This window comes from Novosphingobium sp. 32-60-15 (genome assembly GCF_002280675.1).
In the GTDB taxonomy this organism is placed as follows: Bacteria; Pseudomonadota; Alphaproteobacteria; order Sphingomonadales; family Sphingomonadaceae; genus Novosphingobium.
This window is the reverse complement of record NZ_NCEN01000011.1, coordinates 50,920-68,627: the sequence shown is the minus strand read 5'-3', so window position 1 is coordinate 68,627 and position 17,708 is coordinate 50,920. Positions and strand designations below refer to the sequence as shown.

At 62.3% G+C, this 17,708-nt stretch carries 22 protein-coding genes; all 22 read right to left on the bottom strand.

All coding sequences use genetic code 11. The features are described 5' to 3' along the window. Nucleotides 1-21: 21 nt before the first annotated feature. Nucleotides 22-1,122, bottom strand: coding sequence for an efflux RND transporter periplasmic adaptor subunit (locus B7Y89_RS10085; protein ID WP_292938150.1), 1,101 nt, complete (start codon nt 1,120-1,122; stop codon nt 22-24). Further along, nucleotides 1,119-2,483 (bottom strand): TolC family protein, encoded by a 1,365-nt coding sequence (locus tag B7Y89_RS10080; RefSeq protein WP_292938148.1) that lies wholly within the window; start codon nt 2,481-2,483, stop codon nt 1,119-1,121. Before B7Y89_RS10080 ends, B7Y89_RS10085 begins: the two co-directional genes overlap by 4 nt. Before the next feature lie 667 nt (nt 2,484-3,150). Continuing rightward, entirely contained in the window at nt 3,151-3,759 is a 609-nt protein-coding gene (locus B7Y89_RS10075; RefSeq protein WP_292938146.1) for a LysE family translocator, read from the bottom strand. 17 nt (nt 3,760-3,776) lie between these two features. Next, nucleotides 3,777-4,469: a VIT family protein gene (locus B7Y89_RS10070; RefSeq protein WP_292938144.1), complete on the bottom strand. Its 693-nt coding sequence runs from the start codon at nt 4,467-4,469 to the stop codon at nt 3,777-3,779. Beyond that, nucleotides 4,466-5,005 carry a hypothetical protein gene (locus tag B7Y89_RS10065; protein WP_292938142.1) on the bottom strand — a complete coding sequence of 180 codons (540 nt, stop codon included), beginning with the start codon at nt 5,003-5,005 and terminating at the stop codon, nt 4,466-4,468. The genes B7Y89_RS10070 and B7Y89_RS10065 overlap by 4 nt, the downstream gene beginning before the upstream one ends. Before the next feature lie 3 nt (nt 5,006-5,008). Beyond that, entirely contained in the window at nt 5,009-5,656 is a 648-nt protein-coding gene (locus B7Y89_RS10060) for a cytochrome b/b6 domain-containing protein (protein WP_292938140.1), read from the bottom strand. 372 nt (nt 5,657-6,028) lie between these two features. Beyond that, the gene (locus tag B7Y89_RS10055) at nt 6,029-6,439 is read right to left on the bottom strand and encodes a ribbon-helix-helix protein, CopG family (protein ID WP_292938138.1); all 411 of its coding nucleotides are present in this window, start codon (nt 6,437-6,439) and stop codon (nt 6,029-6,031) included. After that, nucleotides 6,436-8,496 carry a conjugal transfer protein TraG gene (locus B7Y89_RS10050; RefSeq protein ID WP_292938136.1) on the bottom strand — a complete coding sequence of 687 codons (2,061 nt, stop codon included), beginning with the start codon at nt 8,494-8,496 and terminating at the stop codon, nt 6,436-6,438. Before B7Y89_RS10050 ends, B7Y89_RS10055 begins: the two co-directional genes overlap by 4 nt. A gap of 34 nt (nt 8,497-8,530) precedes the next feature. Further along, nucleotides 8,531-10,285, bottom strand: coding sequence for a DUF3363 domain-containing protein (locus B7Y89_RS10045; RefSeq protein WP_292938134.1), 1,755 nt, complete (start codon nt 10,283-10,285; stop codon nt 8,531-8,533). 235 nt (nt 10,286-10,520) lie between these two features. Continuing rightward, nucleotides 10,521-11,153 (bottom strand): lytic transglycosylase domain-containing protein, encoded by a 633-nt coding sequence (locus B7Y89_RS10040; protein WP_292938132.1) that lies wholly within the window; start codon nt 11,151-11,153, stop codon nt 10,521-10,523. A 144-nt stretch (nt 11,154-11,297) separates the two neighbouring features. After that, nucleotides 11,298-11,630 carry a DUF736 domain-containing protein gene (locus B7Y89_RS10035; protein WP_066283463.1) on the bottom strand — a complete coding sequence of 111 codons (333 nt, stop codon included), beginning with the start codon at nt 11,628-11,630 and terminating at the stop codon, nt 11,298-11,300. After that, the gene (locus tag B7Y89_RS10030) at nt 11,627-12,220 is read right to left on the bottom strand and encodes a S26 family signal peptidase (RefSeq protein WP_066283458.1); all 594 of its coding nucleotides are present in this window, start codon (nt 12,218-12,220) and stop codon (nt 11,627-11,629) included. The genes B7Y89_RS10035 and B7Y89_RS10030 overlap by 4 nt, the downstream gene beginning before the upstream one ends. Beyond that, nucleotides 12,217-12,738 carry a DUF2840 domain-containing protein gene (locus B7Y89_RS10025; RefSeq protein WP_082751203.1) on the bottom strand — a complete coding sequence of 174 codons (522 nt, stop codon included), beginning with the start codon at nt 12,736-12,738 and terminating at the stop codon, nt 12,217-12,219. The genes B7Y89_RS10030 and B7Y89_RS10025 overlap by 4 nt, the downstream gene beginning before the upstream one ends. Before the next feature lie 247 nt (nt 12,739-12,985). Then, nucleotides 12,986-13,807 (bottom strand): replication initiator protein A, encoded by an 822-nt coding sequence (locus tag B7Y89_RS10020; RefSeq protein ID WP_292938126.1) that lies wholly within the window; start codon nt 13,805-13,807, stop codon nt 12,986-12,988. A 62-nt stretch (nt 13,808-13,869) separates the two neighbouring features. Beyond that, the gene (locus B7Y89_RS10015; RefSeq protein ID WP_006964014.1) at nt 13,870-14,121 is read right to left on the bottom strand and encodes a helix-turn-helix domain-containing protein; all 252 of its coding nucleotides are present in this window, start codon (nt 14,119-14,121) and stop codon (nt 13,870-13,872) included. A gap of 118 nt (nt 14,122-14,239) precedes the next feature. Then, nucleotides 14,240-14,695: a DUF2285 domain-containing protein gene (locus tag B7Y89_RS10010; RefSeq protein WP_292938123.1), complete on the bottom strand. Its 456-nt coding sequence runs from the start codon at nt 14,693-14,695 to the stop codon at nt 14,240-14,242. 118 nt (nt 14,696-14,813) lie between these two features. Further along, nucleotides 14,814-15,011 (bottom strand): DUF6499 domain-containing protein, encoded by a 198-nt coding sequence (locus B7Y89_RS10005; RefSeq protein WP_129927267.1) that lies wholly within the window; start codon nt 15,009-15,011, stop codon nt 14,814-14,816. A gap of 137 nt (nt 15,012-15,148) precedes the next feature. Next, nucleotides 15,149-15,412 carry a DUF2285 domain-containing protein gene (locus tag B7Y89_RS10000; protein ID WP_292938118.1) on the bottom strand — a complete coding sequence of 88 codons (264 nt, stop codon included), beginning with the start codon at nt 15,410-15,412 and terminating at the stop codon, nt 15,149-15,151. A 226-nt stretch (nt 15,413-15,638) separates the two neighbouring features. Continuing rightward, nucleotides 15,639-15,857, bottom strand: coding sequence for a helix-turn-helix transcriptional regulator (locus tag B7Y89_RS09995; RefSeq protein WP_292938117.1), 219 nt, complete (start codon nt 15,855-15,857; stop codon nt 15,639-15,641). A gap of 93 nt (nt 15,858-15,950) precedes the next feature. Then, on the bottom strand, nt 15,951-16,268 hold the full coding sequence (locus B7Y89_RS09990) for a DUF736 domain-containing protein (RefSeq protein WP_006964005.1): 318 nt from the start codon (nt 16,266-16,268) through the stop codon (nt 15,951-15,953). Nucleotides 16,269-16,648: 380 nt separating this feature from the next. Then, nucleotides 16,649-17,128 (bottom strand): hypothetical protein, encoded by a 480-nt coding sequence (locus B7Y89_RS09985; protein WP_292938114.1) that lies wholly within the window; start codon nt 17,126-17,128, stop codon nt 16,649-16,651. Nucleotides 17,129-17,233: 105 nt separating this feature from the next. After that, complete coding sequence (locus B7Y89_RS09980; RefSeq protein ID WP_006964003.1) at nt 17,234-17,398, bottom strand: hypothetical protein; 165 nt, start codon at nt 17,396-17,398, stop codon at nt 17,234-17,236. Between the last annotated feature and the right edge of the window lie 310 nt (nt 17,399-17,708).

The following is a 17,708-nucleotide window of genomic DNA, read 5'->3' as shown; positions in this document are numbered from 1 at the left end:
CCGAAGGCGTTCCCCACCCTGTTATGCCGGCCAGTCGAACAGCACGGTCATGCCCGGCCGCAGCGCCACGATTGGCGCGATGGGCATAACGCGAACCTCAAAGCTCTTGATATCGAAGCCGCTCGATTGCCGCGTTGCCCGCCAGGTCGCAAAGTCGCCAGCCGGCGCCGTATAGATCACGCGGAAGCGCGCGCGCAGATTGCCAAGCGCGGGGATTGTGCCGCTCAGTTCTTTGCCGCGGGCGAGGCCGTGGAGCTGATCCTCGCGCACGTTCAGCGTCACCCATGGATGGGCGGTATCGGTGAGCGTGAACACCGGAAAACCCTGCGGCACCAGTTCACCGGGCTGGGCGAGCCGCTTACCGATTTCGCCATCCGCCGGCGCGATGACGCGGGTTTCGTCGGCCGCCGCCTGCACTTCCGCCACCGCGCCGCGCGCTTGTTGCACCTGGCCGCTCGCTGCCTTTTTGTCCTGCGGTCGCGCGCCGGCCAGCGCGAGATCATATTGCGCGCGTGCCGCCTTGGCCTGTTCGGCGGAGGCGACGGCATTGGTGCGGGCCTCGTCCGCTTTCTGACCGGCGAGCACACCCTGTTCATAGAGCTGCTGGGTGCGTGCATAGGTGGTCTGGGCGAGCTCGGCGGCGGCCTTTGCGCGGCGCCACTGTGCCTCCGCCGCGCGGATATCTTCTGGCCGCGCACCTTCGTCCGCCTTGCTTTCCACCGCCTGCGCCGCCACGAGCGCGCCGCCCGCTTGTTCGGACTTGGCGGCAACTTCGGGGCTGGCGATTGTGTAGAGCAATTGCCCTGCCTTCACCGGCTGGCCCTCCTCGACATGGAAGGCGGCGATCCGCCCGGTCACCTTGCTACTGATCCGAAGTGCGCGCGCATCGACCATGCCCTGAAGCTGATCGGGCGCGGGGCGGTAGCTGAGCCACAGACCAAGCGCGAGCAGTGCCGTCACGATAATCGCCGCGATGATCACCATCGGCCGACCGTGCGTGGTGGGCGCGGGCGGGGCAGCGGGTGCTGGCGCGTCGGATGGTGCGGGTGCGTCGGCGGGAATGGCGGCGGGCACGGGGGCCTCGACAGGCGGGCGCGCGTCGTCTTGCGTGGGTTCGGTCATGGGATCACCTTGTCGGCCCGCGAGAGATATTCCGGCATCCGGTCGATCTGCCCGCTCATGCTGAGTAACCGGGCGAGCGCTTGCACATAGTCATTCGCCGCCTGTGCGCGCTGAATGCGGGCCCGGCCGCGCCCGAGTTGCGCGTCGACCACGTCGAGCGACGTCGCTTGTTGCTCGCGATAGGATAGGGTCTGGAGACGCACATTCTCGTCCGCCGAGACCAGCGCACTGTCGAGGAGCAGGAACCGTTTACGCGCCGCCTCCACGTCATTCCACGCCTTGGTCACGCCGATATCGAGCTGGGTGCGCGCCTCGCGCAGCCCGGCGTCGGCCTGCTCCACTGTCGCGCGCGCGGCCTCCACCTGCTGCTGCCGGCCCGCGCCGGAGATGAGCTTGTATTTCAAGCCGATGCCGATCGACCAATCGGGATCCGTGAGCAGTGAATTGCGTCGGTCGAAATTATATTGCCCAAAGCCGTAGATGGTCGGCCGGAGCTTTGATTGCTGGATCTTCACGCCGGCCTCCGCCTGGTCCTCCAGCGCCCGCAACCGGGCGAGCTGGGGATGTGTGTCCAGCGCGGCGGCCTTGAACGTGGCGAGCGGCGCGAGTGGCCGCGAATCGACCCCGAGCGGACTGATTGGGCGCACCCCCGCCGGCGCGCGCAGTATCCCGGCGAGCGCGGCATTGGCGGTGGCAAGATCGGAAATCGCCTGTGCATAGTCGCGCGCCGCGTCGTCGCGCGCGACCTCCGCCTGCAAGCGTTGCGCGCGACTGATGAAGCGTGCCTGTTCGAGCTTCACCGCGTCGGCAACGTGCCGCTCGAGGCCATCGAGCACATCGCGGCGGATGCCAAGCGCTCGTTCGGCAAGCTGTTGCCCGTAATAGGCCTGGACAAGCTGGACGAGCGCATCGTCGATCGCAATGTCCCGATCCGCCTTTGCCTGCGCGACCTGGGCGCGTGCGCCGGCCTGCGTGCCACTGATCTGCCCGCCGGCGTAGATTGGCAACGTGGCCGTGACGATCGGCCGTGTACTGGTGCGTTCCTGCCTGAACTTCAGCGGATCGGGGATGCCGAAGGCTTCCGCCACAGGTGCCAGCGAGCCGAGAGGCAGATAGAGCGTCTTTTGATATTCCAGCAGTTGCGCCTCGATATCGATATCGGGGCGGCCGAGCGTCCGGGTCGCTCCTTCCTGTGCTTCCTTGCTGCGTATGTTCGCGGCAGAAGCCTCGATCGCGTCGGATCGGTGGAGCAGCCGCTCTTGCGCAGCACCATAATCAAGCGGAAGCGGCAGCACGTCCTGCGTAAACGCCGGTGAGGCGAAAGCCACAATGCAGAGCATCGACCATGTCAAAAAGCGCATCGGCAGTATCTCCAGCTACGCCGGCCGGATTGATGCCGATTTTTGTCCGTGTAAAGAGTGATTTCGCATGTGGTACGCTCCGCACGACTGGTAGGAAGCTGAATGATCGGTTCATTCTGATGCGCGCCGAGGGCATTATCCCGGATTCAGTCCGTTCCTTCTCTTTTGAAAAATGGATTGGGGTGAAACTCGACTTGGATGAGAGGCGCATTTCTGAATGAACATTGAAAGATAGACATCGGCTTCTCACGTTGTTCTGCCGCGTGCTTCTGGACAGCAATCGACCAGATCTTGCTTGTTTCGGGGGATGACATCGGCAAATTATCGAACGTCCGCTCCTGCCGAAAGCCGCCGTTCTTCGTGCGCTTTTGAATGGCGGGTAAGTCCCACGATCCGGCATTCGGCTTCCGGCAGCACGCGAGCAATTCGAGGCATTCCCAAATATGCGGGCGAACGACTGCTTCTCCCGAAACCGTGCATTCGCCAGGCGAGGACCTGACGGGCGGCGGCAGTGTGCCCAATACGGTCGTCGGGCCTCGCTTTCCGCCGTCCTGTAAGCCGCCGCTCGTTCGAGAAGCGCGAGTCTTCAGATCATGGCCGTTAATCGCACTAACGATCGCGGGAGGGCGCGGCTCAAGCACGCCTTTCCCGGTGCTCGCCTTTTCCCTCAGCCAAGATCAGCAATCAGAAACGAAATCGCGACCGCGAGCATGATAACCGCAAAGATTCGCCTCACGATTCTCGTACGCCCCGCATCGGACAGCCAGTCATGGGCTGTACTTCCCACCAGGACGATCGCCAGGTGAATGGTCGTGGCGATGGTCACGCTGATCAATGACAGGATGAGCGCATTCCTCATGCCGAGCACTTCTCCGCGCAGGAACTGCGGCGCGACGACCATGAAGAATATATAGGCCTTCGGGTTAAGCAGATTGATCAGCGCGCCGGTCGCAAACGCTCGGTGGGGCGCGCTATCCAGCGGGATGAACCGGGATCCATTGCCTGAGTTGCGCCACGCATCGATCGCAAGCCATAGCATCATGGCGGCTCCCGCAAAGCGCAGTATATCCCATAGCTGAGGCGCGGCCTGCAGCACGGCAGCCAGACCCAGCGCTGCAACTATGCCATTTGCGAGCAGCCCAAGCGCGACGCCCCAGACGGCCGCCAAGCCCCGGCGGCGGCCTTCGGTGGCGGCAAGCCCCGCAAGCCAGGCCATGTTCGGGCCGGGCGTCAGCTCGATCAGCAGGACGGCAAGCGCAAACCCAAGAAAGTCCAAATGCTTCTCCCCTTCGGCTAGACGCTGGTGCCGAGCGCCCGTCCGATGCCCGCCGTGAGCGCCATGGCCAGCGCCCCCCAGAAAACGACACGCGCGACAGGCTTTAGCGGCCGCGCCCCGCCAGCGACCGCACCGATCCATCCGAGCAGAGCAAGGAACAGGAGCGATGCGACCGCCTCGCCGGGCACAAGCAGGGCCTGCGGGAGCAGCAGCGCCACCACCAGCGGAAGGAGGGCGCCCACGGTAAAGGTGCCCGCCGAGGTGAACGCCGCGGTGATCGGGCGTGCGGCGGTTATTTCGGTAATGTGAAGTTCATCGCGTGCGTGGGTTCCGAGCGCGTCAAACGCAGTCATTTGTTGGGCAACGGTTCGTGCGACATCGGCATCGACGCCGCGCGCCCGGTAAATGCCGGCGAGTTCCTCGAGCTCGGCTTTGGGGCCTGTGGCCAGCTCGAGCCGTTCGCGCTCGAGGTCCGACTGTTCGGTGTCCGACTGCGAGCTCACGGAGACATATTCTCCGGCTGCCATCGACATCGCGCCGGCGACAAGGGCCGCGACCCCAGACACAAGGATCGCCGAACGCGGCGCTCCGGAGGCGGTGACGCCGATGATGAGGCTTGCGGTCGAGACGATGCCGTCATTGGCGCCGAGCACGGCCGCACGCAGCCAGCCGATGCGAGAAACGAGATGGTTTTCGCGGTGGCTTCTCATGCATCTTTTCCTTGTTCCAAATTTTCGATCTTTTTGATCCCGTCGCCATCGACGAGATCTTCGACCATCAAGGCCATCAGGCCGACCTGCGAATGCACACCAGCCTTTGCGTAGATGCGTGCCAGCTGCGAACGGATCGTGCCTGGGGCTGCGCCGCGCAGGAGCGCAATCTCGGTCGCGTCGAACCCCTTGAGCGCGAACAAGGCGACATCGGCCTCGGCCCCGGTCAGTTCCCAGTCCAGGAACCGCTGTCGGACGAGGTCCGACATGGCGCCGCGCGCCGCGGCGACGGCCGTCTCGTCAAGCTGGGCACGAAGGATCAGCCAGCGCAGCTGCAGTAAGCCAAACACGACACCCGCCACGAGCGCCATTGTTGCGCCGGCCTCAACCAGCAGATGCATGCTCCAGCCATCAGTGGCGATATCCCCCGCGACGTCGGCGACGAAGAAGATCGTAGCCAGAGCCTGGAGGACCACCACGAAGGTGATCGCTGCCGCCCGTTGTTCGAGCGCTCTTCGTCTTTCCCGCATGGTCACGGTCTACCGCCCTGTGGGCAACATAGCCAACAGGATTTCCTTGCCACTGCGGCGCGTCTCGAACGCGACCCCCGCGACGTGAAGGACAATGAGGATGTAAAGGAGGTTCACGGCCGTTTCATGCACTTCGCCCCAGATGCCTTCTTCCTCGCCCTTGGCTCCCCTATCGCCATCACCGCGTTCAACGACCGCGTGTTGACCGGCCTCACTGGGCCGCTCCGCTTGGTCAAGAAAAGCCGTCGAAGGCGGTCCGGCAATCGCTATGCCGCTTGCGATAATGACTCCGAGCACGGTCCAGATTGCATAGACCATGAGCGCGCCGAGCGGATTGTGCGATCTATGGACTCCATTGCTGCCCGCCCGGATATCTCGCACATGGCCGAAAGCCCGATGCAGGCTCGGCGGGAAAGCAGAAAAGCGAGCCTCGGCGGGGCCGATCAAGCCCCAAAACAGACGAAGTGCCAGGACGGCAGCAAGAGCATAGCCTATCCAAATATGCGGCCCAGAGCCCTCTTCGGTGAGGAGAGCGTTAGCGAGGATCGCCGCGACGATCGACCAGTGGGTGACTTTGACGACAGGGTCCCAGCGCCGGAGCGAGGGGGCAGGATGGGCGCGATGTTCAGCGGGGCCCAGAGGTGTGGGATTGGACATGACATGCTCCTTCGTTGGTAGAAGAAACTGATCATGAATTATCAGCACGCTCTATCGGTAAACTGCTTATAATCGCGAGATACGCATCTGCTGACGTTCTCACGAGGTTCTACAGTTCCGTTTACAGGAAGCTTGGTCTGCTACTCGGATGGCGGGCCGAAAGCCTCCAGTCTGGGTACGGCCAGGCTTGCTCATTCGTAGGTTGAGACTGGCGGAGCCTGAAGGTCTGCTATTTCCGCAAGCTGCCAGTCGCTAGTTGAGCCTCAAGCGGCGGCTTTGTCCCAGGCCCGGCCAAGGACTCGTGTCAAATGCTTGATAAATTTTATCCGGTCATCTCGGTCGGACAGTTTGAACGTTAGCTCAAGTGCCACGTTAGTTTTCACGCCCCACTTCATCCCGCAGCTTCGGCCCCGCCTCCATCCGCCGGGAAAGTGATTCCACAAATCCGTGCCACCTCTTCTTGCCCATCGCCTGCGCCGCCTTCATTGCCGTGTCGGGTAGCGGCGGATTGCTGGTGAGCCAGAAGCGCACGAACAGGCCGATCGCTTCGTTCGTCAATTCCACATGCCATTCGAGCCGATCCAATTGCCGCGACAGACGATCGAGCCGCCTCGCCAGAGCGGCTTCCATCCGTTCATCCTGATCGGATTGCAGCAGGGACATCAACGCCGCTTCCACCACTTCGGTGCGCGAGACTCCGCGGGCATGCGCGCGTTCCTCCAGCAATTTGGCCAGTTCGATTTCGAGCCGGAAGGTTTGTTTGCTGTGGGGCTTCTTCCTCACAGGTCGATGCCGTCATCGGGGTCGAGCGATGCATTGCGGGCATTGTGGTTCATAGTGCGATCAGCTTCCCGTTTCGCCCTGGCTGCGTCATCCTCGGGCGCATCGCGATCAAGATCGAACTCGTTGACCGGTGGCTTGGGGGCGGGAACGACATCCTCATGTTCCCCCAGTTCGGGTTCTCGCCTGATCCCGGAGTTTGCCGTATCATTTTCGGATTCGGCCCCATCGGCATCTGACGGCACATCCGGCTTTGGCTGATCAACAGGCGGCTGTTCGGAGCTCTTCGCATCGGCCTGGGCTGGTTTGACCGGCAGCGGTGCCGCAATGGGTGCGAGCGCAGACCAGTCGTCCTTTGGCCGTTTCTTCGGGTGCAGCGGTTTGGGGGTGGGTGCGGGTAGAAGGCGCGCTCGAAACCTTGGGTCGAGAAAGTATTTCGCTTTTTCCGCGCGGATCGGCGGCGTGCTGGCCACCAGCACTATCTCCTCGTGCTCAGAAAATTGCTGAACTTCGCCAGGGGTCAGCAATGGCCTCGCAGTCTCGGTACGTGAGACCATGATATGGCCGAGCCATGGCGAGAGCCGATGTCCGGCGTAATTCTTCATCGCCCGCATCTGGGTCGCGGTGCCAAGTGCATTGGACACGCGGCTGGCGGTATTGTCATCATTGGCAGCGAAAGCGACGCGGACATGGCAGTTGTCGAGAATGGCGTTGTTCGATCCGTAGGCTTTTTCAATCTGGTTGAGCGACTGCGCGATCAGGAATGCCTTGATCCCGTAGCCTGCAACAAAGGCCAGTGCGCTTTCGAAGAAATCGAGTCGCCCCAGAGCCGGGAATTCGTCGAGCATGAACATCACGCGCTGCCGGCGACCCTTGGCTCTCAGCTCTTCGGTCAAACGGCGACCGATCTGATTGAGCATCAGGCGGACGAGCGGCTTGGTCCGGCTGATATCGGAAGGAGGAATGACCAGATAGAGCGACACAGGTGCCGCTGAATCGACAAGATCGGTGATGCGCCAGTCCGAGGCTCCGGTGACCTGCGCAATCACGGGGTCGCGGTAAAGGCCGAGGAACGACATGGCGGTCGACAGGACGCCAGACCGCTCATTGTCAGACTTGTTGAGCAGTTCCTGTGCTGCGGCAGCCACGACGGGGTGAACACCATCTTTGCCGAGGTGCGGGGTCGTCTTCATCCGGTGCAGCGTGGTTTCTATCGAACGACGCGGATCGGAAAGGAAGCCAGCGACCCCGGCCAGCGACTTGTCCTTCTCGGCATAGAGGACGTGCAGGATGGTGCCGACGAGTAGCGAGTGGCTGGTCTTCTCCCAATGCGTGCGCTTTTCCAGTGACCCTTCGGGGTCGATCAATATGTCTGCGATGTTCTGGGCGTCACGCACCTCCCAATCGCCCTTCCGGACTTCGAGCAGCGGATTGTAGGGGTTGGATGCGGGGTTGGTCGGATCGAACAGCAGGACGCGGCCGTGTCGGGCGCGAAAGCCCGCCGTCAGATCCCAATTCTCGCCTTTGATATCGTGGACGATGCAACTGCCCGGCCAGGCGAGCAGCGACGGGATGACGAGACCAACGCCTTTGCCGGAACGGGTCGGCGCAAAACAGAGAATATGCTCGGGGCCATTGTGCCGCAGATACCGGTTCTTGTGCGAGCCGATCACCACGCCGTCCTGTTTCAGAAGGCCAGCCTTGCGGATTTCCTTGTCGGTCGCCCAGCGCGCGGAACCATAGGTTTCTGACTGCTTCTCCTCCCGTGCGCGCCACACCGACATGGCGATCGCGATGACTATGGCGGCCATGGCACCCGAGACCGCGATGAAAGCGCCGGTCTGGAAGATCTGTGGTGCATAGGCGTCGAACGCAAACCACCACCAGAAGAAGGCATAGGGCGGATAGATCGGCCAAGGTCCAAGCCAGAACCAGGGCTGGCCGAGCTCGGATTGGTACGCAAGGGCGTGGGCCGTCCATTGGGTGGCAGACCAGATGCCAAGCAAGGTGACGCTGATGACGGCGATGACCTGACCCCAGAGAATGCGGGTGGCGTTCATTGAAAGTTACTCCTGATGAGGGGGTAAATGAGGGTCACAGACTGATCCCGCGTCCGCGGCCCAAGGCCCAGTCAACAGAACCGCCCGGCGACATGGTGCCGGTGATGTGCTGGCCGAGGTGCTGATCGAGCGCCGGGCGCCAAGGCACGAGCTGGAAGCCCAGCCCTTCGTCGATCATCGCGAAGCGGCCTGTCGACAGCGTCACCCGCTCCCGGTAGATGCCGCTGACATAGTCGCCTGCGCCCGACGGTTTGTGCTCAAGTCCCGTGCGCGCGGCGATGGCCTGAGCGGCGGCCGTCAGTTCCTGATTCTTCAGCGTCCCGACGAGATCCTGAGCAAGGGTTACCCGCTGGCCCTGACGACGGGCTAGCCCCTGCGTTTCGAGATGGCTGGCGCGGGCATCTAAGGCATCACGCACCTCGCGCCCGAAACCATTGCCCGTTGCTACGGGATTGCGGGCCACAAGCTGGCGATCAAGCCACGTCGCGCCGGGCGCTTTGATCTGTGCCTCGAGGGGTATGTCTGATCGTGTGGCGAGCGACAGCCGGTCATGCCCTTTGGCATCCTCCCATGAGCGCAGTTCGACGATCGATCCGGGTTTGGCGTCGCCGGTCATCTCCATGTCCTTGAACCGCAGATGGTGCGTGCGGCCATCGACACCGTCGACGATGGCATAGGCGCTGCCCGTCAGTTCGTCGTGGAGGCCACGTTCGACCAGGCGTCCGATGACCGGTTCGCTTGGAACGTCCTGATGCAGGGCCAATGCCGATACATCAAACCGCCCGCCGTCGCGGCTCATGGCATTGTGCATCGTCTTGATGATGTCGTTGCGCACCGAAAGATCGCGCAATGTGGTTTCGGCACCGGGCTCCAGAGCCCACACCGCAGGCCCCTCGCGCGCGGCCAGTCCCAGCTGTTCCAGTTTGGCGGCGCGGCCCAGAAGCAGCCGGCGCATTTCGGGATCGGCGTCGCCGCCTGGACGCAGATCGATAAGGCCTGCGGTATCCTGACCCAAGCGTTCAAGCTGCCGGTCAAGACTGGTCCAGCGCTCGGCATCGACCTCGCGTGCGAGCGCGGTGCGGATCTCCAGCTCGGTGCGCGGCCCGAGTTCGAGCGTCACCCGCTCTTCCGCCCGGAACCGTAGACCTTCGCTGATATAGCCCCGGTCAATGACGAGATCGGTGCCGTCACTGGCAACGCCGCGCACCAGCACATGCATGTGCGGATTGTCGGTGTTCCAATGATCAACGGCGACCCAGTCCAGTTCAGTGCCCAGATCCTTGGCCGCGTCAGCCATCAATTCGCGGGTGAAGGTGCGCAGGTCTTCCATGTCCCCGGCATCTTCGGGCGAGACGATGAAGCGAAAGTGGTGCCGGTCATCCTCGCAACGACCTGCAAAGGCATCCCGATCAGCCCTGTCGGTCTGGGCATCGAACATTGAGGCATCACGCCCGTCGCGGGTCACGCCGTCACGCTCAAGATAGGTGATGTGCTTTGCCAGCGGTGCGGCGCGGTAATGCGCACCTTTATGCCGAGCGATACGTGCCATGACAGTAACCCGGCGTTGGCCCAGTGTGCGGCGCATAACGGCAACCGTCCGACGCCCGCGCGCGGCTTTGCCGCTGCCGCTGCCGCGCTTCAGACCGGCTCGCCGCGAACCGGCATGACCCGCCTTGTTAGCGGCACGCTGGACCTGAGCGGCCAGCTTCTGACTTCGCCGTCCAGACGCTGCACCGCTGTCCCTGCTTCTTCCCGGCCGCACCCGAAATTCAGTGTCGTCGCGGCTCATTTTGAAGGTGCCAGACGATTGCGCGGCAGATTTCCGGGCGCGTGGGAAACATTGTATGGCCGGTTATGTCCGGTGCCATACGAAATTATCGCACTACAACAACCACATGAGGGCCAGGTGCTGGCACTCCTTTTATCTTGCCCTCCAAAATTGCCATCTCGCTTAAACACATGCTTCCCCGCCGTACCTTTCCGACACGACGCCCGAACCGTCAGAGATGCGCTGGTGCAACCCATCACGGATTTCGCGGTGAAAGCGACACAAACAGGGGGTGCGGCGCGGGGTTCGGTGACGGCAAAGAGGCCGACGGCGACGTAAGCCGGGTGCGCTGTGGCTGCACATCGGCCGTACCGTCATTGCTGCTCGCTTCTCCATCCCCGCGCGGTGTGAACAATGTAGCCTGACGCCAGGGATGAGCATTGGCAGGTGGCATGGCAGCAGGCGAAGCGATGCTGGCCATTCCAAGACTTGGCGCGATCTGGGCGACGTAGTTGACGGTTTCTGCCGGAAGACTGCGACGACCGGCAGCATAGTCATCGGCACGGCCTGGTCCCGCATTGTAGGCCGCCAGCATCAAGCTGACATTGCGATACCGATCCCACATGGCGCGCAGATAGGCCGCACCTCCAAGGATGTTTGCACGCACATCGAACGGGTCAGAGCCAAGGCCATGCCGCGCGCTCAGCATAGACCAAGTGCCGGGCATGATCTGCATCAGCCCTATGGCTCCGGCAGGCGAAACCGCACGCGAATTGCCGCGACTTTCCGCCCGCATTACCGCCCATATCCAGAGCTCAGGAATGCCGAAGCGCTGCGATGCCTCTGCGACATGCGGCGCATAAGGATGCTCTGCAAACTGGTCAGGCACCGTCGCAACTGCGGCAACCGGAGAAGTCGCCGCTGCCAAGCCGAGAGCGAAACAAGTGCCGGGAAGGAGAAGGTGAAGGCGCAGCCGAACGGCAATCCGAACTACGGAACACCTGCGACGGCGAAGCGAAGCAACGGTCATGGCCTATTTCCGATCGCGATTGGTCGGACGCGACCAGAGCAGGTGATGCTCGTCGTCACGGGACATGGATCGAAGCAGGTTGGCGCGCAGAGGATGGGCAAAGGCCGGGTCGTCGATCTGCACCGCGACAAAGGCACCGGCGCGCTCGCCTGTGCGGTTCCAGCCAGCACCAATTTCAGTGCCGGTTTCGGCATCGCCGAGCAGCACGCGCCAGTCGGGTGCATTGTCGCTGTCGTTCGATGGAGCCGGGACGAGCGTCACGACAGCATCGAGCGTGAGGGTCCGGATTTGCCCGGTAAAACTGTCCTGCGCGGAATGAAAGACGCCGATCATCATGGCCTGTGCTCCTGGTTGGTGGTTGGGGAAGCGGCGGATGCACCAAAGCCTCTCCAGCGCAGGGGCTGGTCAGGTGCATCACGGGTAAGGATGGGGTGTGCCGTGCCGATAAGACCGGCTGCTGGCAGAGCGCCGAAATAGCGCCCATCAAGGCTGTCGGGCGCCGGGTTCAACAGGAACAATTCGTCTGTCCGAACACGGTGACAGCCCTGCCAGCTTGGCAAAGGCCGACCCATTCTGTCGTGCGATTTGGCTATGGCGACACGCTTGCCGTCCACCGAGACGACAGCGCCGGCGCGGCACGCCCATTGCCCGGGCAAGGCCGCGACATGTTTCATGAGCGGCACGCCGATTGGCAGATAGTGGCGCTCGGCCATCATCCGCGCGGTCGCAGCCGGGGGCACAATGGCGACCAGTTCGCCAAACCTTGGGCGTGTGTCGCTCTCGAGGCGATAGAGGCCGACGGGCGCACTGGCGCTCGCGTTCCACATCAGTCGCGGTCGCGGCGACAGCATGGCGACTGCTGAGAACCCGGCGCTGAACAGGGCTGCCCACAGTATCGTGGCGCGAACATAGCGGCGGCGGCTCATGCTTCGAGCGCCTTGCGCCGGAGCCAGGCCGCGTGCCGCTCCGCTGTGTAAGCCCTGAACGGCATTCCGGCATTCAGCCGGTTGCCGACGTGGCGCCAGTGATCGGGCGATGCGTCGCACGGATCAACACCGGCGGCTTCGACCGCATCGATGGCCTGCAACACCTGTGCGACCTTGGGCCAGCCCTCGATGTGCAGCAGAATGTCAGCGCCGGGACGGACAAACCGCAACGTCGTGTAGGCCTCGCCCGGTGCCACTGCCGTCACGATGTCGATGCACGAATGGATGGTGCCATAGTCGTTCGACGACCAGCGCACGAAGGCGAAGACCGCGCCGGGACGGAAGGCGATGACGCGCGTGCGGCGGTTGATGATCGTGTCTGCCGCGATGCGCCCGAAGCGGATCCATTGTTCGTAGCGCTTCTCGATCCAGGTCACTTCGACCTCGGTCAGGGCGCTGGCTGTTGCTGACCTGATGGTCTGCGAGGAGCTGTGCCGCTGCGCAGTTGGCTCGCTCATGGCCGCGCTCCTGCCACCGCGAACCCGACAAGCTTGACGCGGACGTTGAGCAGGCCCGTCGCACCGAGATTATCCACAGGCGGCAAAAGGGTTAGCAAGAATCCGAAGGATTCTTTTCTATTAGCATCGTTAGAGGAGCGCCGATTTGCCGCAGATTTCTGCGGGTTTCCGCATGGTCCCGGTTTTCGATAGGCCGAGGATCGGGTTTCCGATGGGCCGAGTCCGACGGTTTTTGATAGGCCGAATGTCATGCCAACTTCTCCACAGGGAAACCGACGCGCCGGGCAGCGGCAACGAACGGGTCGACGGGGATGGGTTTGAAGATCAGCCGCTCGCGGCCGAAGCTGTGTTCAAGGCTCAGATGGTAGCCCGGGAGAGACTGCCGCCGGACGATGGTCCGCAGCTCGAATGCGAATTGCTTGAGCGGCGAAAGCGCACCTGATTTGAGATGAAGGTGCGGAACGTCGAAGCTCCAGCCACCGCGCTGATGTCCACCATGCTTGCGCACGATACGGTAGAGCCAGCGCTCGACGCCGCCAGTCAGCGCAAAGTAGGCGCGGTCGATCGTCAGGATCAGGCCGCGATCGAGCACACCCGCATAGAACCAGTCGGGCAGGATGAGCTCGATGCCAACGGCTCGGCCACGGTCGTCGAGTGTCTCCCGCCATTCGTTGATCCAGGAGAAGCGGTGGCGTCGGCGCTGGTGTTGCTGGCGGATCGACGTGGCAACGGTCGTCGATTGCAAGCGGTCGAGCGCTGCGCGCAGCCGCTCATAATGGTCCTTGCCGGTCCCGCGCCCGATGAAGGTCAGAATCTCGTGCGGACGGGCGGCGATGTGCCGAGATGTTGGGCGGCCTGCGTCGCGCGCTTCGACGAGCTGACTCGCCGCCCAAATCAGAATGTCGGCATCCCAGATGGTCGCCATGCCGTGTTCGGCTACGGCTTCGACCGAGATCCATGTGGCCCCCATTGCGAAGTCGATCGGCGCGGAGCGCCGCGACTTGGCAAGGCTGAAGAAGGGCCAGGACATCAGATCCTGAGCATCGCGCGCGGCAATGTCACCGGGCATCGAGTAGAACAGGTCGAGCTGCGCACATTTTTCATGCGCGGAAGAGGCAGCTGAACTTCGCATCAACGGCGCACCGGTCGCGCTGAAAGGCAAATGCCTTGTCCGGGATCGGATGTTGAATTGCGGCGACCATTTTGCGCCCAGGCATCGAGATCGACTATGGCATAGACAATCCGCCGACCAAGTTTGTGAAAGGCCGGCCCCGTCCCATAGCAACGGTGCTTTTCAAGCGTGCGGGCTGAGAGACCCAAATGCACGGCAGCATCGGGCGTCCTGACATAGCGTGGGAATACCGGGACGAAATCTCCATCCATGAAACGTCTCCTGTGAAGTGCCGGACACAAGGGGTTGGCCCGGCGAGCAGGAGGCGAGATTTGAGATTTTCAGGGACTTGGGTGAACGGACATAAGGCGTGGCTGCCGAATGTCCCGATCAGTGGCCGCTCAACAGGGCGAGATAGCCGCCGTCGCGCATAGCGAGCGCCTGTCGCTGCCAGCGAGCAATCCGTTTGCGCTCGCTCGACGTGTCCCATTCGGCGGCCGAATATCGCCCGGCATCGCGGGCTATAAGTTCGATGGCCAATTCGCGCGTGGTTGCACCGCCGGACAGCGCATCGAGCAACCGAAGCCATTGGACCAGACGCCAGTGCTCTGACGGACCGGGCGCAAGGCAGAACGGGAGCTTCTTCACATGTCCGAGACGGCAATGCTCATGAAAGTCGCAAACAGCGGCCTGCCGAGTTTCCCAAAATGCGTCGCCCGGAAGAACATAGGCGAGCGGTTCGGTCTCTGTTGTCTCGCCGCAAATATTCAGTCGGTAGCGGCGCTTCCCCGTCGATAGGACGAGATGCCGCCCTTTCTCATCACGGTGCTCGGCCGCGATATTCATGCTCCCGACAATTTCGGATTGGCTGCAGCCGTCGCAAGGGAACGGCGCCGGGCGCAGAAGGATGACGCTGGCCGCTGTAGATGGATGCCAGATGATCGGGAGATGGTGGGCCGGTAGGTCAGGGTCCGCAGCGAAAGACCAACCCCCAGTGCCGGGCCAGACGACTCAGCGCGAGTGGCGCAGCGTCAACGGCTTCAGCATATTGGTCGCGGTATTCAGGATTGCGGCGCAGGAATTCCTGCGCGAAATCCGTGCGGTCATAGGTTTCATACGCTTTGGCGTAATTCTCCGAACGCCAGTCGGGCGGCTTCTCCATCGCACCTCTCCTATGAGGTTTTTTTGGAGTCGAACGATCATGTCTGAGCCGTGACGAGAGAAGTGCTCGAGTCAGTTCCGGGCTCCCCCGCGGCAAGGCACAATCGATTGCGCCAGATTGGTGCTAAATGCCCAGTTCTATTGGGTTCGCGGGACCATCAGGTGTCTGTAGCCGTGTTGCGTCATCCACCTGGCGCGGGCGAGATGGGTATCATAGACCCTTCGCGCGCGATCCGGCTCACTGGCAGGATCAATGGCGAAGATGATCGAAACCACCTCTTCCCATGATGCCTCGTCCTTTTCGGCATCCAGCAGGCGAAGGTACGTGACAAGGTGGCGCTCATCATAAGCGCTCAATCGGTCTGACTGCGGTGGTTCATCGGCAAACTCAGGAGCCGACATGGGTCTCTCCTTGTAGCAAAACCCGTTTCGTGACTGCGCCGTTGCAAAACGCGCAGAGAAGCCGGGCGAACTTATCCCCAATCCGGCAGTGGGCTATCCCCAGCATCGGATAATGCCGAGCCCAGATTGCCGGGACAAAACATTCCCAGAGGCAATGATCTGCCTTTTGTAGTTCAGAAATTGTAAAATTGCTGCTGAGATTCGGTGAATGGCGGTGGGTTTGCGTTCAACGACCGCCAGGTTTTTCGAAAAATCGCACGGGATCGACTGCAAGTTCTGCTGCGAGTCGCTCAATCGTGTCGAGCGTCGGCGAGTTGGCTGCGCGTTCGAGAAGGCCGACATAGTTTCGGTTGATTCCGGCACGATGCGCCAATTCCTCCTGCGAAAGCCCACTGGCGTGTCGCAATCGCCTTAAATTCGTCCCAAAAATCTCCCGAAGCCTCATGCTTCGTGGGTCGGCGTAACCCTAATATACTGCCACCCAATATACTAGGGATTCGTCATCGCCCGGAGTGACCCGGGCGATGACTTGGCCGATTCAATGGTCGTTGCGGCGGCTCGGGCGGTTCCAGACCAGATCGTGACTGCCGTCCTCGGCTTCGAAGAGCTGGGCGAAAATGGGTGCCATGAAGCTGGGGTCGTCGAGCTTCACCGAAAGGTACGGCCGGTCGTCCTGGGTGTGCTTTTTCCAGGCTGCGCCGATTTCGACTTCGCCGATGAGGACCCGGTGGGTCGGGGCATTGCCGCTGGTGTTTTCTTCCGCGACGATCCTGACCGATTTGGCCTGAAGGGCGAGAGTGACGATCTGGCCCCGGAGTTCACCTGAAACCATCTTGAAGTTGCCGATCTTTGCCATGGGTATTTCCTTTCCGTTGGACGGGACCGCGCCAGTGCGGCCTCGATGCGCGGATAAGGGTCAGCCAGTGGCAGGCGCCGCAGCGTCAGCCCGCAGCGTTAGCGAAGGACGGTGTGGTCGGGCTTTCTTGTCTCGCGAGGAACGGCGGAACGCCGGGGGAAGAAAGTTCGGCAAGCACCGTTGCGGCAAGCCTGCCAAGCGAAGCGCCTTGCTGACATGGGCGCGGATCGAAAGAGGCCGTACTGGTCGGTCCTGCCGGGAAGGACGCCAGATGCTGATCGCATGCACTGGCTCGGGTGAACGCTGGCCCTGAACCCTCGTTTCAAAATCGGCCAAGCAAAGGAAGCGACTGGAACACCGGTATTGCCCCCTCACGGCCATCACTCGGCCGACATTGATTGGCCTGTAGAGGCTTGCCCAGCCACGGGACCGGCAAACTGTGAGGTGACGCGCCTATCAAGCTCCGACATCGTCACGCTTCGCCATGCCGAGAGGGATGTCGCCATAGCAGCAATGGATCCAAGGATCGTCAGCAGCATGCTGTTGTCCGTTGCCAGTGATCCAAGCGCGTGCGCGGCTTGAAAACCGGCGATGCCCGCGGGTATGGCAAAGAGGAGCGCGATCCCGGCACGGAGCATGGGGGAGCGGATAAAGGCAATGAGGCCCTGTCCAATCAGAAGCGTGGCAATGCCTGCCGCCAGTCCGCCCAGGATTGCTCCGAGTTGGCCGACATCATGGCGGAGTAGCAGGAAAGCACAAGTGAGCCCGGCATAGACAGGCAGCGCGTAGCTGGCGAGGCGGAAGAGCAGCGCGAGCACATAGAGGCCAGCAACGGCCCCGAGGATGAGAAAAATGGTCATAAGCGTCCCTTGTCTGGACGCGCTCGCCACCACCACCTCAGCGCAATCTGCAGTGCAAGAATAGCACGACAGGACGCAGGCCGAAAAGGCGAAATGTGCCTGAGATTAGCGGCTGAAGGGGTCATATTCGCGGACCACCTGTTCGGGGTCGCCATCAAATTCGTCAGCGGGGATGACGAAGTAGCCCTGATTGGTTTCGATGAGGACGATGACCGTCATCAGCGTCCGGGAGAGGTTCCAGCCAAGCGATTGTGCGGTTGCCAGTGGCATGTTGCGGCTCCTGCCTAGGAGCGGGACCACCCCGCTCGACAGTCGCCCCAAAGGCCGGGGGCTGGCCGCAATCACCGCAGCAAAGCTGCGGCCGCACGCGCACGCGTAGCGGACCCTTCACGGGTTGATTGAAGGAGGACAGGCTTCGAGCCCAGGGATCAGCGGCTAATGCGAGTGGATGGTTCTGCGGCGATCGGGGCCATTCCGATTACGCCAGTCAGATTCCGGCGGTGACATATTCTTCAGGTGTCCACCGTTGACGGCCAGATTCTCAAGATCGGTCAGGCACTATGCGGCCGGCAATATCAAT

Coding starts and splice junctions, on each gene's coding strand:
- B7Y89_RS10085 (WP_292938150.1), bottom strand. CDS start 1,122: ATGACCGAACCCACGCAAGACGACGCGCGCCCGCCTGTCGAGGCCCCC.
- B7Y89_RS10080 (WP_292938148.1), bottom strand. CDS start 2,483: ATGCGCTTTTTGACATGGTCGATGCTCTGCATTGTGGCTTTCGCCTCA.
- B7Y89_RS10070 (WP_292938144.1), bottom strand. CDS start 4,469: ATGAGAAGCCACCGCGAAAACCATCTCGTTTCTCGCATCGGCTGGCTG.
- B7Y89_RS10060 (WP_292938140.1), bottom strand. CDS start 5,656: ATGTCCAATCCCACACCTCTGGGCCCCGCTGAACATCGCGCCCATCCT.
- B7Y89_RS10050 (WP_292938136.1), bottom strand. CDS start 8,496: ATGAACGCCACCCGCATTCTCTGGGGTCAGGTCATCGCCGTCATCAGC.
- B7Y89_RS10045 (WP_292938134.1), bottom strand. CDS start 10,285: ATGAGCCGCGACGACACTGAATTTCGGGTGCGGCCGGGAAGAAGCAGG.
- B7Y89_RS10035 (WP_066283463.1), bottom strand. CDS start 11,630: ATGATGATCGGCGTCTTTCATTCCGCGCAGGACAGTTTTACCGGGCAA.
- B7Y89_RS10030 (WP_066283458.1), bottom strand. CDS start 12,220: ATGAGCCGCCGCCGCTATGTTCGCGCCACGATACTGTGGGCAGCCCTG.
- B7Y89_RS10025 (WP_082751203.1), bottom strand. CDS start 12,738: ATGAGCGAGCCAACTGCGCAGCGGCACAGCTCCTCGCAGACCATCAGG.
- B7Y89_RS10020 (WP_292938126.1), bottom strand. CDS start 13,807: ATGCCCGGTGACATTGCCGCGCGCGATGCTCAGGATCTGATGTCCTGG.
- B7Y89_RS10015 (WP_006964014.1), bottom strand. CDS start 14,121: ATGGATGGAGATTTCGTCCCGGTATTCCCACGCTATGTCAGGACGCCC.
- B7Y89_RS10010 (WP_292938123.1), bottom strand. CDS start 14,695: ATGAATATCGCGGCCGAGCACCGTGATGAGAAAGGGCGGCATCTCGTC.
- B7Y89_RS10005 (WP_129927267.1), bottom strand. CDS start 15,011: ATGGAGAAGCCGCCCGACTGGCGTTCGGAGAATTACGCCAAAGCGTAT.
- B7Y89_RS10000 (WP_292938118.1), bottom strand. CDS start 15,412: ATGTCGGCTCCTGAGTTTGCCGATGAACCACCGCAGTCAGACCGATTG.
- B7Y89_RS09995 (WP_292938117.1), bottom strand. CDS start 15,857: ATGAGGCTTCGGGAGATTTTTGGGACGAATTTAAGGCGATTGCGACAC.
- B7Y89_RS09990 (WP_006964005.1), bottom strand. CDS start 16,268: ATGGCAAAGATCGGCAACTTCAAGATGGTTTCAGGTGAACTCCGGGGC.
- B7Y89_RS09985 (WP_292938114.1), bottom strand. CDS start 17,128: ATGACCATTTTTCTCATCCTCGGGGCCGTTGCTGGCCTCTATGTGCTC.
- B7Y89_RS09980 (WP_006964003.1), bottom strand. CDS start 17,398: ATGCCACTGGCAACCGCACAATCGCTTGGCTGGAACCTCTCCCGGACG.